The organism is Roseibium sp. RKSG952, assembly GCF_009711355.1.
This window is the reverse complement of the sequence record NZ_SMMF01000953.1, coordinates 73,045-86,621: the sequence shown is the minus strand read 5'-3', so window position 1 is coordinate 86,621 and position 13,577 is coordinate 73,045. Positions and strand designations below refer to the sequence as shown.

General features: G+C 56.3%; 19 protein-coding genes. 12 read left to right on the top strand and 7 right to left on the bottom strand.

Annotated features, from left to right (window positions below):
- Both sfsA and E1297_RS35180 read right to left on the bottom strand, forming a co-directional pair.
- Positions 1-499 (bottom strand): DNA/RNA nuclease SfsA (gene sfsA / locus E1297_RS35185; RefSeq protein WP_155146563.1); only part of this gene is annotated, 499 nt, incomplete at its 3' end.
- Positions 500-538: 39 nt separating this feature from the next.
- Positions 539-1,294: an SDR family NAD(P)-dependent oxidoreductase gene (locus tag E1297_RS35180; RefSeq protein ID WP_155146427.1), complete on the bottom strand. Its 756-nt coding sequence runs from the start codon at positions 1,292-1,294 to the stop codon at positions 539-541.
- Between the two features lie 100 nt (positions 1,295-1,394).
- On the opposite strand from E1297_RS35180, the gene E1297_RS35175 reads away from it, so the two are divergent.
- The 6 genes from E1297_RS35175 to E1297_RS35150 all read left to right on the top strand — a co-directional run bounded on the left by E1297_RS35175 (position 1,395) and on the right by E1297_RS35150 (position 5,732).
- A complete protein-coding gene (locus E1297_RS35175) occupies positions 1,395-1,958 on the top strand; it encodes a TetR/AcrR family transcriptional regulator (protein ID WP_155146425.1) in 564 nt (187 codons plus the stop codon).
- 71 nt (positions 1,959-2,029) lie between these two features.
- Positions 2,030-2,752, top strand: coding sequence for a molybdopterin-binding protein (locus E1297_RS35170; RefSeq protein ID WP_155146423.1), 723 nt, complete (start codon positions 2,030-2,032; stop codon positions 2,750-2,752).
- Positions 2,749-3,459, top strand: a complete 711-nt coding sequence (locus E1297_RS35165; RefSeq protein ID WP_155146421.1) for a GNAT family N-acetyltransferase — start codon at positions 2,749-2,751, stop codon at positions 3,457-3,459. The genes E1297_RS35170 and E1297_RS35165 overlap by 4 nt, the downstream gene beginning before the upstream one ends.
- A 31-nt stretch (positions 3,460-3,490) precedes the next feature.
- Positions 3,491-4,048: a peroxidase-related enzyme gene (locus E1297_RS35160; RefSeq protein WP_155146561.1), complete on the top strand. Its 558-nt coding sequence runs from the start codon at positions 3,491-3,493 to the stop codon at positions 4,046-4,048.
- Complete coding sequence (locus tag E1297_RS35155; protein WP_155146419.1) at positions 4,045-4,947, top strand: OmpA family protein; 903 nt, start codon at positions 4,045-4,047, stop codon at positions 4,945-4,947. The genes E1297_RS35160 and E1297_RS35155 overlap by 4 nt, the downstream gene beginning before the upstream one ends.
- 65 nt (positions 4,948-5,012) lie before the next feature.
- Entirely contained in the window at positions 5,013-5,732 is a 720-nt protein-coding gene (locus E1297_RS35150; RefSeq protein WP_155146416.1) for an SDR family NAD(P)-dependent oxidoreductase, read from the top strand.
- A gap of 80 nt (positions 5,733-5,812) precedes the next feature.
- On the opposite strand, the gene E1297_RS35145 is transcribed toward E1297_RS35150, so the two are convergent.
- Complete coding sequence (locus E1297_RS35145; protein WP_155146414.1) at positions 5,813-6,718, bottom strand: LysR family transcriptional regulator; 906 nt, start codon at positions 6,716-6,718, stop codon at positions 5,813-5,815.
- A gap of 227 nt (positions 6,719-6,945) precedes the next feature.
- Between E1297_RS35145 and E1297_RS35140 the strand changes: the two genes are divergently transcribed.
- Complete coding sequence (locus E1297_RS35140; RefSeq protein WP_155146412.1) at positions 6,946-7,386, top strand: DUF4399 domain-containing protein; 441 nt, start codon at positions 6,946-6,948, stop codon at positions 7,384-7,386.
- A 3-nt stretch (positions 7,387-7,389) separates the two neighbouring features.
- Here the strand turns inward: E1297_RS35140 and E1297_RS35135 are convergent, their stop codons facing one another.
- Positions 7,390-8,070, bottom strand: a complete 681-nt coding sequence (locus tag E1297_RS35135) for a helix-turn-helix transcriptional regulator (RefSeq protein ID WP_155146410.1) — start codon at positions 8,068-8,070, stop codon at positions 7,390-7,392.
- A 71-nt stretch (positions 8,071-8,141) separates the two neighbouring features.
- Between E1297_RS35135 and E1297_RS35130 the strand changes: the two genes are divergently transcribed.
- Both E1297_RS35130 and E1297_RS35125 read left to right on the top strand, forming a co-directional pair.
- On the top strand, positions 8,142-8,465 hold the full coding sequence (locus E1297_RS35130) for an NIPSNAP family protein (protein ID WP_155146408.1): 324 nt from the start codon (positions 8,142-8,144) through the stop codon (positions 8,463-8,465).
- Positions 8,462-8,800: an antibiotic biosynthesis monooxygenase gene (locus E1297_RS35125; RefSeq protein WP_155146406.1), complete on the top strand. Its 339-nt coding sequence runs from the start codon at positions 8,462-8,464 to the stop codon at positions 8,798-8,800. Before E1297_RS35130 ends, E1297_RS35125 begins: the two co-directional genes overlap by 4 nt.
- Here E1297_RS35125 and E1297_RS35120 read toward each other — a convergent pair.
- The 3 genes from E1297_RS35120 to E1297_RS35110 all read right to left on the bottom strand — a co-directional run bounded on the left by E1297_RS35120 (position 8,783) and on the right by E1297_RS35110 (position 11,579).
- Positions 8,783-9,175 carry a hypothetical protein gene (locus E1297_RS35120; protein ID WP_155146404.1) on the bottom strand — a complete coding sequence of 131 codons (393 nt, stop codon included), beginning with the start codon at positions 9,173-9,175 and terminating at the stop codon, positions 8,783-8,785. The genes E1297_RS35125 and E1297_RS35120 overlap by 18 nt on opposite strands.
- Positions 9,172-9,423 carry a hypothetical protein gene (locus tag E1297_RS35115; protein ID WP_155146402.1) on the bottom strand — a complete coding sequence of 84 codons (252 nt, stop codon included), beginning with the start codon at positions 9,421-9,423 and terminating at the stop codon, positions 9,172-9,174. Before E1297_RS35115 ends, E1297_RS35120 begins: the two co-directional genes overlap by 4 nt.
- Before the next feature lie 128 nt (positions 9,424-9,551).
- Positions 9,552-11,579: an NADPH-dependent 2,4-dienoyl-CoA reductase gene (locus E1297_RS35110; protein ID WP_155146399.1), complete on the bottom strand. Its 2,028-nt coding sequence runs from the start codon at positions 11,577-11,579 to the stop codon at positions 9,552-9,554.
- Positions 11,580-11,715: 136 nt separating this feature from the next.
- Here E1297_RS35110 and E1297_RS35105 point away from each other — a divergent pair, with 136 nt between their 5' ends.
- The 3 genes from E1297_RS35105 (at position 11,716) to E1297_RS35095 (ending at position 13,546) form a co-directional block, all read left to right on the top strand.
- Positions 11,716-12,201, top strand: coding sequence for an RNA pyrophosphohydrolase (locus E1297_RS35105; RefSeq protein ID WP_155146398.1), 486 nt, complete (start codon positions 11,716-11,718; stop codon positions 12,199-12,201).
- A gap of 30 nt (positions 12,202-12,231) precedes the next feature.
- Positions 12,232-12,771, top strand: coding sequence for an RNA polymerase sigma factor SigZ (gene sigZ / locus E1297_RS35100; protein WP_155146396.1), 540 nt, complete (start codon positions 12,232-12,234; stop codon positions 12,769-12,771).
- 64 nt (positions 12,772-12,835) lie between these two features.
- Entirely contained in the window at positions 12,836-13,546 is a 711-nt protein-coding gene (locus tag E1297_RS35095; protein ID WP_155146394.1) for a glutathione S-transferase family protein, read from the top strand.
- Positions 13,547-13,577 lie beyond the last annotated feature (31 nt).

The window sequence follows — 13,577 nt, the reverse complement described above, 5'->3', positions numbered from 1 at the left end:
TCGCGGCCAGCTCACCCAGATGCTTGGTGCCGCGCGCGGTGACGCTGTCGGGAAACTCTGCCAGACCGGGTTCGCGCGATAGGGTCACGCTTTTGACTTCGACATAGGCGTCTGGCAGCCCCGGTTGGGTCAGAAGAAAGTCGATGCGGCTGTTTTCCCCGTATTTCACCTCGGGTCGGACAGTTTCATAGGAGGCAAATTCGGGGATCTTTTGGTCTTCCAACGCCTTACGTAGAGCCTTGTTTGGCACCGAAGTGTCGACACCCGTGAGGTGCCCGTTTTCGTGATCAACCAGCCGCCAGCCGTATTTCAGCTTTTTTTTCGGATCGTCATTCGGCTCCAGCCAGATTTTCTCACCTGGTTCGGCCAGCCCCATCATTGAACCGGGATTGGCACAATGCGCGGTGATTTCGCGCCCGTCCTCCAACTGGCAATCGGCCAGAAAGCGTTTGTAGCGGCGGATAAGGCGGGCGGGGACAAGCGGCGTGGCAAATTTCATGCCTACCGCCTTACCCCGCACCCGACTGCAAGGGAAGTGTCAGACCAAACCGGCCATGACACCCCCGTCAACATCCCAGACCGCGCCGGTAACCCACGAAGCGTCCTCGGACAGCAGATGCGTAATCGTGCTGGCCACATCTTCGGGCCGGCCCACACGGCCGATCGGATGGAACGCATCGAACCCACCGGTCAGTGTTTCTTCGATCTTGTCCGGTTCAATGAAGGCCCCATAAATCGGAGTGACAACAACTGCGGGCGATACAGCGTTCACCCGAATACCATGCGGTGCGAGCTCCAACGCCAGATGCTGAGTCAGTGAATGAAGCCCGGCCTTGGCCATTGAATAAGCCGATGACGGTGTCGCACGAACGGCCTGTTTTGCCCACATAGAGCCTATGTTGACGATGCTTCCACCACCATTGGCCTTCATGTTCTCGGCGATTGCCTGCGTGATGAAAAACGTGGCGCGATTGAGGTCCATATAGCTTTCGTAGTCTTCGGAGGTGTGCTCCAGAAATGGTTTGGGTGAGAATGTACCTGCAGCATTGATCAGACCCTGAATATGACGATTGTTCTCCTTGATGTGTTCAATCAAGCCATCAACCTGATCCGTATTGCGCAAGTCTACCTGATGGATATCTGCCAAAGCACCCAGCCCGGCCCTGGCGGCATTCAGTTTGTCAGCTGAAGAGCCGACAAGCGTAACATGACCCCCCTTGGCCACGATTTGTTGCGCTGCTGCCAGCCCCATTCCACTGGATCCGCCGATGATGAGTGTTGTTGTGTCAGCCATGATTTGATTCCCTATCTACTGATAGATAGATATATTAAAGTGGCAATCTTAAAATCAACCCCCTATCTAACGATAGGTAAAATTTCTGGACGGACGACTGATGAAAAAACCTGACAAAGCACTGTCCGACACGGCGATTCAAATTCTGGATGTGGCCGAGCGTATGGCGCGGCAAGGCGGCTATAATGCGTTCAGCTTCCGGGATATCGCACGTGAGATCGGCATCAAATCCGCCAGCATTCACTACCATTTCCCAACCAAGGAGGATTTGGGAGAGGCGCTGGTTGAGCGATACACCAACCGTTTTCTGGACGCATTGGGTGCAGCTGACGATGCTGAACCAATCGAAATGCTATCGCGCTATGTGTCGATCTACCGGGCAGCGCTGATTGAGCAGCAGTTGATGTGCCTCTGTGGCATGTTTGGCGCGGAAATAGCCAAATTGCCCGCGCCGGTTTCAGAGCGAACCCGAGCCTTCTTCGAACGTAACCTTGAATGGCTTGATACCGTTTTCAATGCCGCCGGTGTGCAAGACCCACGGAAAAGATCCGGCGAAGTTATAGCTAGGCTGGAAGGTGCGATGATCCTTGCGCGCGCGATGAACGACATGGATCTGTTCCAGCGTGTTACGGGGGACTTACCGGCAGAATCCCTGCGCTCGTGACAAACAGGTCTTGCGGGGCGGGTCAGGACGGATATTTTGCAAACACCTCCCGCAGCAAGAAAGGACAGGCCATGCCAAACCCAACCGCAGCGATGCTGGTGATCGGGGATGAAATCCTGTCCGGTCGCACCAAGGATACCAACACGAACTTTCTGGCTCAGGAACTGACCAAGCATGGCATCGATCTGAAAGAGGTGCGCGTCGTCAGTGACGATGCGGATGCAATCGAAAACGCGGTCAGGGCATTGTCCGACAGTTTCGAACACGTCTTTACCAGCGGTGGTATCGGCCCCACGCATGACGACATCACCGCGGACTGCATCGCTCGCGCGTTTGGTGCACACATTGATGTGCGGGATGATGCCCGAGCCTTGCTTGAGGCACATTACGAGAAATCCGGGCTTGAGCTGAACACTGCGCGGCTACGCATGGCACGCATTCCGGATGGTGCCGCATTGATCGAAAATCCGGTTTCAACCGCACCGGGTTTTACTATCGGGAATGTGCATGTGATGGCCGGGGTGCCTTCGGTGTTTCAGGCTATGGTGGCAAGCGTTTTACCCACACTGACCGGGGGAGAGCCGCTGCTGTCGCAGACTTTGCGCGTAAACCGGGGCGAAGGCGATATCGCTGCAACCCTGTCGGTGTTGGCCGAGGATTTCAGTGATCTGGCAATCGGCAGTTACGGATTTCAGGTCAACGGCGTGTTCGGTGCGAATGTGGTTGTGCGCGGCACCGATGGCGGACGTATCGATGCGGCAATTACCCGGCTGGCCAGGGAGCTGGAGCTTTGAGCGTCAACTGGGCTGACGTGGTCGACGGCACCTGGCCTGCAGCGCGGTATGAAGAACAAGGTCCATTCCAACTGCGTGAAGGGCAGGGCGGCGGCTCGCGCGTGTCTGCTGCGAGCAGGATTGGGGATGTGACCGACGCTGATCTGGACAATGCCGAACAGGCGATGCTGGCGATGGGACAGAAACGCATTTTCTGCCTGCGACCAGGGGATGAGGTGCTGGACACCCAACTGGCTGCCCGCGGTTATGAGGTTCTTGATCCGGTCAACATCTATGACTGCCCGGTTGCGCAGCTGACGGATGTTCCAATTCCTCGTGTCACGGTTTTCACCATCTGGGAGCCATTGGCCATCATGCGCGAAATCTGGGCGCAGAGCGGCATCGGGCCGGAACGTCTGGCAGTCATGGATCGGGCCAACGGCCCGAAGACTGGACTGCTGATGCGTCAAAAGGATCAGCCCGGCGGTGTGGGTTTTGTCGCGGTCCATGATGGAATTGCCATGGTGCATGCGCTTGAGATTTTGCCCAGTCACCGTCGTCAGGGTCTGGGACAGTGGGCCATGCGTGCCGCGGCCTTTTGGGCGCTGGACAACGGCGCCCATACCCTTAGCGTGATCTGCACAAAGGCGAATGAAGGGGCGAATGGCCTCTATCATTCTCTCGGGATGCAGATCGTGGGAGAGTATCATTACCGCCAGCTTGTCTGAGGGGAGAAAGACAATCGTGACTGATCAGAAGATGCCCACTGCGCTGGATTTGCCGATGGTGGATCCGCTGCCGCCCGAGACGCAGAAATACTTTGATATCTGCGTCGAAAAGCTGGGTATGGTGCCGAATGTTCTCAAGGCGAATGCGTTTGATATCAACAAGCTGAACGCGTTCACCGCCATGTATAATGACCTTATGCTGGCAGACAGTGGGCTGTCCAAGCTCGAGCGTGAGATGATTGCCGTTGTCGTCTCATCGATCAACAAGTGCTTTTATTGTCTCGTGGCTCACGGGGCTGCGGTGCGACAATTGTCGGGCAACCCTCAGTTGGGTGAAATGCTGGTGATGAACTATCGAGTGGCTCCGCTGGATAGTCGTCAGCGCGCAATGCTGGATTTCGCGGCCAAGATGACTACGGCCAGTGCCGAAATCGAAGAGCAGGACCGCCAGCATCTGCGGGATGTGGGGTTCTCGGATCGTGATATCTGGGACATCGCCAACGTCACCGGTTTCTTCAACATGTCCAACCGCGTGGCTAGCGCCACGGCGATGGTCCCGAACGACGAATACCACGCGCAGTTCAGATGAACCGATTTCTCGCCCTTTGTCTTTGTTTGCTGGCCGCACCGGTAGCGGCTCAGAACCTGACCTTTCCGTCCAGTGCGCGGCAGGTCAGTGAGCGCGTCAGCGCTCTGGACAGCTATGAATTGCCGATCGGGGCCTTTGCGGATGGCAAAGTACCCTCTCGCAATGTCGAAGGGCGGGTGGAACGGTATACTTGGCGTTTGCAGGCAGGCTCCAGCACGACGTTGCAGATACTGGCCCCGCTACGCGAACAGATCGTGGCGCAGGGCTATGACATTCTGTTCGAATGTGAGGCCCGCAACTGCGGAGGTTTTGACTTTCGGTTCAACACTGAGGTCGTGCCCACGCCGGATATGTATGTGGCGATCAACGACTACCGGTTCCTTTCGGCCTCGCACGGCGGGGATGTTCTGAGCTTGCTGATCAGTCGCAATCCACCTGATGGTTACGTACAGTTGATCCGTGTCACACCGGTCGGGGCAACCACGCCTCCACCACTGGTGATTGAGGAAACGGTGCAGGGATCAGGTGGCCTGCTGACCGAGTTGCAGCAGGATGGCCACGTTATTCTGGACGATCTGCATTTCCAGACCGGCGAAGTTGCGCTGGGCGCAGGGCCTTTCGCGTCTTTGTCTTTGCTGGCCGGTTATTTGCAGGACAACCCGGACACCCGGCTCGCGCTGGTCGGGCACACTGATGACACTGGTAACCTTCAGGCCAATACTGCCGTCAGCACCAAGCGCGCACAGGCCGTGCGTCAGCGTCTGATCGATGCTCATGGCGTAGCGGCAGACCGGATCGAGGCGCAGGGTGTCGGCTATCTGGCCCCAATCACTTCTAACGCGACAGCGGAAGGGCGCGATCTGAACCGGCGGGTTGAGGCGGTGCTGCTGGTCAACTGAACGATCAGGCTTAGTTGATTTGATAATTCCCAAACAGTCTCTAACCTGAGGCAAAAGGAGCTGTCATGTCAGATCATGAACTACTTCCAAAAGCGTTGATTATCGGCGCGGGCGCAGGGCTTTCAGCATCATTTGCGCGCGCTTTGGCAAAGGCTGGGTATGGTCTGCATCTGACTGCCCGCAACATCGACGATCTTGAGCCTTTAGCGGCAGAAACAGGTGCAGAGCTCCATCAGATTGACGGAACCGACGCTGACGGGATGGTATCGCTGGTTACAGATTTGCCGGGCGAACTTCGCGTTGCCTGTTACAACCCTTCGGCCCGCCAGCGTGGTCCGATCACTGAACTTGATCCTGAAACAGTTCGCAAAGCTGTCGAAGTAACTGCCTATGGGGCGTTCCTGCTGGGGCAGGCTGCGGCGCGTCGAATGCTTGAGCAGGATCTACAGGACGATCGGCGCGGGACTATCCTGTTCACCGGTGCCTCGGCCGGGGTAAAAGGGTTTCCCCTGTCTGCACCCTTTGCGATGGGCAAGTTTGCACAACGCGGGCTGGCGCAATCCATGGCGCGCGAGCTTCATCCCAAAGGCATACATGTCGCTTGGGTCAACATTGACGGGGCCATCCGGAACCCGGCACGTGCAGGATACAGTGACAGTGCCGACAATCCGGACAGCTTTCTGAACCCGGATGCAATCGCGCAGGAATATATGCACCTGATCCAGCAGGACCGCTCGGCCTGGAGCAATGAACTGACGCTTCGGCCTTGGGTTGAAACATTCTAAGCCTCTGCTGGTTACACCGGACTACACAAAAAAAACCCGCGCAAAGTTCGCGCGGGCTGTGCAAGTTTCACCGGGAGAAATTACCAGTCCATCGGACCCTTTTCGGCAAAGGATTCGACAAGAAAATCTATGAAGGCCCGCACTTTAGGCTGGGTAAAGCGGCCGGGTGGGTAAACTGCGTAAACGCCCTGAACCTCATCCGGCAAGGATGGCATTGCATCCACCACCTGTCCTGTTTTCAAAGCCTCCGCATAGAGGTAGCTGGGCAGATAGGCGATCCCCAGACCTGAAATCGCTGCATTCAGCAGCGACTGGCCGTCATTGACGCTCAGCCAGCCTGCTGTACGAACCTGCCTCTTTTCGCCCGAAGGCGCAGTCAGCTTCCAGACATTGCCGGAAGACTGGCTGGAGTAATGCAGCAGTTTGTGCTCGTTCAGATCGTCAATCTTCTGCGGCCGCCCGAACTTTTCGATATAGCTGGGGGCAGCTACCATGCGTTTGACAGTTTCTGTGAGTTTACGCGCACGCAGAGTGCTATCTTCCAGTTCACCGATGCGCACCGCAACATCGAATCCTTCGGAAATCAGCTCAACATAGCGGTTGTTCAGCACCATGTTCACAGTGATGTCGGGGTAGGCAGACAGGAACCCGGACAATACAGGTGACAGGTGATTAACGCCGAAATCGGTTGCAACGCTGATGCGCAGCAGGCCTGAAGGCGCTGACTGCATCGAGGTTACCAGCGCATCCGCCTCGCCTGCATCATTCAATACGCGGCGCGCGCGGTCATAATAGGCCAGTCCGATCTCGGTCGGAGATACACGGCGTGTGGTCCGGTTCAGCAGGCGAGCGCCGAGTCGTGCTTCAAGGCTCGACACGTGCTTTGACACTGCCGATTTGGATATGCCCATCTTTTTGGCCGCATCGGTGAAGCCACCCTGGTCCACCACATTGGCAAAGGCCTCCATTTCGGTCAGTCGATCCATTCTCGTTCCCCAGGTCTTTGTTCGTTGAGGTACCTTCGCGTCAAATCTGGGCAAGAACGCGGCAGACATGGGATAATATCAGGGATTTGAATCGGATCGTTTGCACTTCGGAAACGCGGAAACAGTGGTTTCCAGTATCGCTCCAGACCCTTATTGGGCGGGTTTTCTGGAAATTTCTTAAATCATGCTATCCTGAGAATGGCATTTTTGTGACGAGGGAGGAGATCATGAAAGCCATTATTGCAGCCACTTTATTCACCCTTTCAGTGTCCATTGCGTGGGCCGGAGGGGAAACACCATCGAACCCGGATGCGAAAGTCTATTTTGTAAATCTCGCGGATGGCGACACAGTTCAGTCGCCCGTTACCGTTGTTTTTGGCCTGAGTGGCATGGGTGTCGCCCCATCAGGTGTTGAAAAGGAAAACACAGGTCATCACCATCTGCTGATTGACCGTCCGCCGATTGGCGAAGGCGAAGATGGCGCGGATGAACTGGCCTACGGCCTGCCCGCTGACGACAACCACCTGCACTTCGGTGGTGGCCAGACCGAGGTGACTCTGGACCTGGCGCCGGGCCCCCACACCCTTCAACTGGTGCTGGGTGATGCCGGGCATGTGCCGCATGCGACCCCGATTGTGTCCGAAGTCATAACGATCACTGTCGAGTAACGCTCAGGTCCCGAACTGTTCTGAGAATTTTGCGGACCCGCTGCGTGAAAACTGAATGATACGGCTGCCCGGTTTCCGGGACAGCCACCCCAACTCTTCCATTCGGGACAACATCGCGCGCCCCAGCTTGCCAGCCAAATGGGTTTCGCGTTCGCTCCAATCCAGACAAGGACGGCAGAGCGGTGCGCGACTTTTGTTCAGATCATCCAGATCGATTCCGAAATCTGTACAGAAACGCGCGCCGGTTTCGGTCAGCGACACCAGATCATCCGAAACATCAAGGAAACCCCGCGTCCGCATTGAGGTGAACAACTGAACCCCCCTGCTGCCCGCGAGATGGTTATAGCAAACCCGCGCCTCGCGCATTTCCAGATCATTGGGTCCGGTACGTGTCCGCAAATGACCGTGACCGGCTGCCAGACCCATCAGGTTTTCCAGCGTATGCGCCACATCCTCGCCTGACAGGCCGTAATACTTGTGCCGACCCTGTCCCTTAACCCGCAGCAACCCGCCATCCAGCAGCTTTTTCAGGTGTGAGCTGGCGGTTTGCGGGCTGATTCCGGCCTCTCGCGCCAGTTCCCCGGCGGTCAGGGCCTTTCCCGACATGAGTGCGGTCAGCATGTTTGCGCGCGCGGGGTCTCCGATCAACGCGGCGATCTGGGCGATATCCGGTCCGTCTTTCATAGTTCGATCATAGTCGAAACATGCACGTCAGTCGAGCGTGTAATCTATGGTGGCAAACAAAGGAGCCTTTAATGCTGACCTGTATCATCCGCTATCAGATCGACCCGACCAAAAAACAACAGTTCAATACCTATGCTCAAAACTGGGGGCAGGCGATACCGCGCTGTGGGGCGGATCTGATTGGCTATTTCGCCCCGCATGAGGGGTCATCGACCCTGGCCTATGGTATCTATAATGTCGAAAGCCTCGCCGACTACGAAGCCTATCGCACGCGCCTGGCTGCGGATCCTTTGGGGCAGGAGAACTATGCCTTTGCCCAGAAAGAGCGATTCATTCTGCGCGAAGACCGGACCTGGCTCAAGCTCGCCTCGACCCCGCACGGAGGACAATCATGATTGCTGTCATCTTTGAAGTGGAGCCTGCCGAGGGTGAAACGCAGACCTATCTCGACATTGCAGCCGATCTTCGTCCCCTGCTGGATGATATCGACGGGTTCATTTCCGTTGAGCGGTTTGAAAGTCTGGTAACGCCCGGTAGATATCTGTCGCTTTCATTCTGGCGCGATGAGGATGCCGTTGCCGAGTGGCGCCGCATGAATGAGCACCGCACAGCACAATCGCGGGGGAAATCGGGTCTGTTCAAGGGATATCGGCTGCGTGTAGCCGCGGTCATGCGCGACTATGGGTTGACCGATCGTGAACAGGTGCCGACCTCAGGCCGCATCGGGTAGCAGGAAAACACCGCGGGCAAGATCCGAGTTCAGCCTGTCATTTCCGTACCACTTGCCAAGGACATTCTTCGACATCAGATCAGGGTTTTCACTGACAAACTCATTGAAATTCTGATTGGAATTGCCAGCCATACGTTCGGCAATCAGGCTCATGAACGCATAGGTGATTGTCAGGTTGAACTTACCGGGCGCACCGGCGTTTGTGGCCAGTGTGCGAATGCCCTTGGCATAGATCGCAGCCGCATCGATGAAATCATATTTCCTCAACAGGTCAAAGGCGACCTGTACATGCTCGGCATGAGCAAAAGTCGTATTGTCGATGGCATGTGCTTCGAACGCGCGGGTGATCTCAGATACCTGAACTGCTTCGGTCATTCTCCGGTCTCCTTGAATTTGTGGCTGTGCTCGGCGGTCCAGTCCAGCTCGTAAACCTCTTTCAACTGGCTGATCTTTTTGAGCGTCTCAGGCGAGAATGGCGGTTTGTTTTCAAAACTGTGCAAGGCGATGCCCTCAATCAGGTCGCCAACGGACATATCCAGCGATTCTGCCAGCCCCTTCAGGACTTTCAGCAATCGCTTTTCGATTCGAATTCCGGTCTGGGTACGTTCAATTCTCTCACTCATGAGTTACCAATGTACCAAGGTAACAAAAGAGTCAATGCGAAACCAGAAAAAGGCCGCCTCTGCAGAAGCGGCCTTTTAGTGTCTAAACAACGTGATTCAGCGGATGCGCGTTGCCACGGCTCTGAAAATCAGAGCGCTGCCGCCAGCCGCGTACCCTGATTAATCGCACGTTTGGCATCCAGTTCAGCCGCCACATCCGCGCCGCCGATCACATGAGGTGTGATCCCGCGTTCGATCAGATCATCCGCCAAACTACGGTCTGAGACCTGACCGGCGCACAACACAATGGTATCTGCCGCGATTACGGTCGGGTCCGACCGCTCCTCGCCAAAGCTGACATGCAGGCCTTCATCATCGATATGTTCGTAATTCACCCCGCCAACAAAGTTGACGTTCTTCATCTTCAACGTCGCCCGGTGAATCCATCCGGTTGTTTTACCCAACCCCTTGCCATGGGCCTGTTTCTTGCGCTGCAGTAGCGTGATCTCACGTGCGGGCGCTTCGGGTTGCGGGCCTTCGGGTGCTAACCCGGACCGATGTTCGGCGGGGTCGGTCACGCCCCATTCCTTCATCCACAGCGGCAGATCGGTGGTTGGGCTGTGGCCGTCCTCAAGCAGGAACTCCGAGACATCAAAACCGATGCCACCGGCCCCGATCACCGCGACGGACTCTCCGACCGGAGCCTTGCCGCGCAGGACGTCGATGTAACTCAGGACATTGTCACGATCCTGCCCGGGGATCTGCGGGTCGCGCGGGGTGACACCGGTGGCAATGATCACCTCGTCAAATCCACTCAGATCGTCTGCGTCGACTTCGCGACCCAGTTCAACCGTGACGCCCAGATCAGCAATCATGGTCCGATACCAGTCGACCAATCCCCAGAATTCCTCTTTGCCGGGAACCTGCTTGGCCATGTTCAGCTGTCCACCGATCTCGTCGGCCCGGTCAAACAGGGTGACGTCATGGCCGCGCTGGGCGGCTGTCATCGCGGTGGACAAACCCGCTGGTCCTGCGCCTACGATGGCGACCTTTTTCGTAGCATCGGTTTTGGCAATCACCAGCTCTGTTTCATGGCACGCACGCGGGTTCACCAGACATGATGTCAGTTTGCCGCCGAAGGTGTGATCCAGACAGGCCTGATTGCAGGCGATGCAAGGGGCTATCTTTGCCCCATCTCCTGCAATCGCCTTGTTGACGAAATCCGCATCCGCCAGCATCGGACGTGCCAGTGAGACCATGTCGGCGCAACCGGTCGACAGCACCTCTTCGGCCACTTCCGGTGTGTTGATCCGGTTTGAGGTGATTATCGGGATCGATACCTTGCCCATCAGTTTTTTGGTTACCCAGGCAAATGCCGCCCGGGGTACAGAGGTTGCAATCGTCGGAATGCGCGCCTCGTGCCAGCCGATACCAGTGTTGATGATGGTGGCTCCGGCCTTCTCGATCTCTTGCGCTAATTGGACGACCTCATCATGGGTCGAGCCATTGGGCACCAGATCGATCATCGACAGACGGTAGATGATGATGAAATCTGTTCCCACCGCCTCGCGTGTGCGGCGCACTACTTCGATGGGCAGGCGCATACGGTTCTCATAAGAACCACCCCAGCGGTCTTCGCGCTTGTTGGTATGGGTCACAAGGAACTGGTTGAGGAAATATCCTTCCGACCCCATGATCTCGACCCCGTCATATCCGGCTTTCTGAGCAAGCACGGCGGCGTTGACGATGTCGCTGATCTGCTTTTCGATCCCGTCTTCGTCCAGTTCGTTCGGCGGGAAAGGTGAGATCGGGGATTTCACCGGGCTCGGCGCTACACATTTCGGCCCATACGAATAACGTCCGGCATGCAGGATTTGCATGGCGATCTTGCCGCCCGCCTCGTGTACGCGATCCGTCACGATGGAATGATTGGCGACGTCTTTGTCGGTCGTCATCATCGCAGCACCGGGCAGCACCGAACCTTCCAGATTTGGACCGATTCCACCGGTCACCATCAGCGCCACACCGCCACGCGCCCGGTCGGCATAAAACTCGGCAACACGGTTCCAGTCACCAGTCTCTTCCAGTCCGGTATGCATCGAACCCATCAGGACGCGGTTCTTCAACGTGGTAAAGCCCAGATCCAGCGGGGCCAGCATGTTTGGGTACGCAGTCATCGCAACTCTCCCTGCCTGCAGTGCACAACTAAATTGACGTGCACGTAACCTTTGTCACGCGAAACCTAACGTCACCCCCTTTGCTGCCGTCGCGACGCTTGTTAGAGGTTGGTAAAACAAACCCATGAGGCCGCGCATGACCCCTGAAGACATTGCCAAACTGCCCTATCGTCCCTGCGTTGGCCTGATGCTGATGAATGCTGACGGCAAGATTTTCGTGGGTCAGCGCAATGACCGCCACAAGGACGCCTGGCAAATGCCCCAGGGCGGCGTAGACAAGGGCGAAAACCCCCGCGATGCAGCCCTGCGCGAACTATGGGAAGAAACCGGTGTGACGGCTGATCTGGTTGAGATTATCGCCGAGACAGACGGTTGGCTGCCTTATGACCTGCCCCACGACATCGTGCCGAAGATTTGGAAAGGCCGATACCGCGGACAGGAGCAGAAATGGTTCCTGATGCGTTTCACTGGTCGTGACGACCAGATCGATATCCAGACGGAACATCCCGAATTCACGCATTGGAAATGGCAAGATCCCAATCGTCTGATTGAAGAAATCGTTCCCTTTAAACGCGCAGTGTATGAGCAGGTGGTTGCTGCTTTCGACGCTCACCTGTCATAATCCGGGCTGAAACAGCCGCAGAGTCGTGACATGCGTATTGATGATATCTGGCCCAAGTACCGCGCCCGCCTGAAGGCGTTTCTTCATTCGCGGGTCTCAAACCCTGCGGATGTGGATGACCTGTTGCAGGATATCTCGATCAAGGTGTTCACCGGTCTGCCCGGTCTGCAGGATCCGGCCAGGTTGCAACCTTGGTTGTTTCAGACCGCTGACCGAACCATCATTGATTTCTACCGCAAATCCGGCCGGACCGCCGCGCATCCGGATGATCTTTGGTATCACCGGGATGATCCGGAAACGCGTCAGGATCTCGAGGGCTGTGTCGAACCCTTCATTCTCGGCCTGCCTGAAGAAACTGCAGAGATGCTGATGGCCATTGATATACATGGCATGTCGCAGCGAGATTATGCTGAGCAACACGGTCTGTCCTACTCGACCCTGAAATCACGCGTTCAAAAGGGGCGGGCGGAATTGCGCAAGGCATTTGAAGCATGCTGCAATATCTCGATGGACGTGCGGGGAAACATCTCAGACGTTCAGGAAAAACCGGCCAGTTGCAAAAATTGTTGATCTGAACGTCGTCTTTTTGGCGTGGGCTTCGTCTGACAGATGAAATCACCAAAAGGAAAGACAAATGATCCGTATCATTAGCTTCAAAATCTGCCCATTCGTTCAGCGTGTGACCGCCATGCTCGAAGCCAAGCAGGTACCCTATCAGATCGACTATATCAGTCTCAGCGACAAGCCGGACTGGTTTCTTGAGCTGTCCCCGACTGCGCAGGTTCCTGTTCTGGTCACCGAGGGTGGCCTGTCCTTGTTCGAATCCGATGCGATTGTCGAATACATCGATGAAATTACCGCCCCTCTGCAGGCAGAGCTGACGCCCGAGCAGCGCGCGCTCAACCGGGCATGGAGCTATCAGGCCAGTAAACACTATCTCGTACAATGCAGCACCATGCAAAGCGCGGACAAAGCTATCTTTGATGAGCGTATGAAAAAGCTGGGCAAGTCCTTCGAGAAGGCCGAAAGCCAGCTTGGTGAGGGCCCCTATTTCTCGGGGGCGACGCTTGGCAATGTGGATATGGCCTGGTTGCCACTGCTGCATCGTGCAGCGATTGTGTCAGACCACAGCGGCCATGACATGCTTGCCGCCTATCCAAAGCTAAAGGCATGGCAGCAGTCATTGCTGGACACAGGACTTCCGCAGAAATCAGTCTCTGAGGATTTTCTCGGCCGGTTTACTGACTTCTATCTGGCGGAACGCACATGGCTGGGTCGTGGTGCGAACACGGATGAAGCACAGACCGTACCGGCTGCCAAAACGTCAGGTGGTTGCTGCGGCTGATATGATCACCGCCCAGCACGTTGCCGTGAGG

Coding starts and splice junctions, on each gene's coding strand:
- E1297_RS35180 (WP_155146427.1), bottom strand. CDS start 1,294: ATGGCTGACACAACAACACTCATCATCGGCGGATCCAGTGGAATGGGG.
- E1297_RS35120 (WP_155146404.1), bottom strand. CDS start 9,175: ATGACCGAAGCAGTTCAGGTATCTGAGATCACCCGCGCGTTCGAAGCA.
- E1297_RS35160 (WP_155146561.1), top strand. CDS start 3,491: ATGCCCACTGCGCTGGATTTGCCGATGGTGGATCCGCTGCCGCCCGAG.
- sigZ (WP_155146396.1), top strand. CDS start 12,232: ATGCGTATTGATGATATCTGGCCCAAGTACCGCGCCCGCCTGAAGGCG.
- E1297_RS35095 (WP_155146394.1), top strand. CDS start 12,836: ATGATCCGTATCATTAGCTTCAAAATCTGCCCATTCGTTCAGCGTGTG.
- E1297_RS35145 (WP_155146414.1), bottom strand. CDS start 6,718: ATGGATCGACTGACCGAAATGGAGGCCTTTGCCAATGTGGTGGACCAG.
- E1297_RS35150 (WP_155146416.1), top strand. CDS start 5,013: ATGTCAGATCATGAACTACTTCCAAAAGCGTTGATTATCGGCGCGGGC.
- E1297_RS35110 (WP_155146399.1), bottom strand. CDS start 11,579: ATGACTGCGTACCCAAACATGCTGGCCCCGCTGGATCTGGGCTTTACC.
- E1297_RS35140 (WP_155146412.1), top strand. CDS start 6,946: ATGAAAGCCATTATTGCAGCCACTTTATTCACCCTTTCAGTGTCCATT.
- E1297_RS35170 (WP_155146423.1), top strand. CDS start 2,030: ATGCCAAACCCAACCGCAGCGATGCTGGTGATCGGGGATGAAATCCTG.
- E1297_RS35155 (WP_155146419.1), top strand. CDS start 4,045: ATGAACCGATTTCTCGCCCTTTGTCTTTGTTTGCTGGCCGCACCGGTA.
- E1297_RS35115 (WP_155146402.1), bottom strand. CDS start 9,423: ATGAGTGAGAGAATTGAACGTACCCAGACCGGAATTCGAATCGAAAAG.
- E1297_RS35175 (WP_155146425.1), top strand. CDS start 1,395: ATGAAAAAACCTGACAAAGCACTGTCCGACACGGCGATTCAAATTCTG.
- E1297_RS35130 (WP_155146408.1), top strand. CDS start 8,142: ATGCTGACCTGTATCATCCGCTATCAGATCGACCCGACCAAAAAACAA.
- E1297_RS35105 (WP_155146398.1), top strand. CDS start 11,716: ATGACCCCTGAAGACATTGCCAAACTGCCCTATCGTCCCTGCGTTGGC.
- E1297_RS35125 (WP_155146406.1), top strand. CDS start 8,462: ATGATTGCTGTCATCTTTGAAGTGGAGCCTGCCGAGGGTGAAACGCAG.
- E1297_RS35135 (WP_155146410.1), bottom strand. CDS start 8,070: ATGAAAGACGGACCGGATATCGCCCAGATCGCCGCGTTGATCGGAGAC.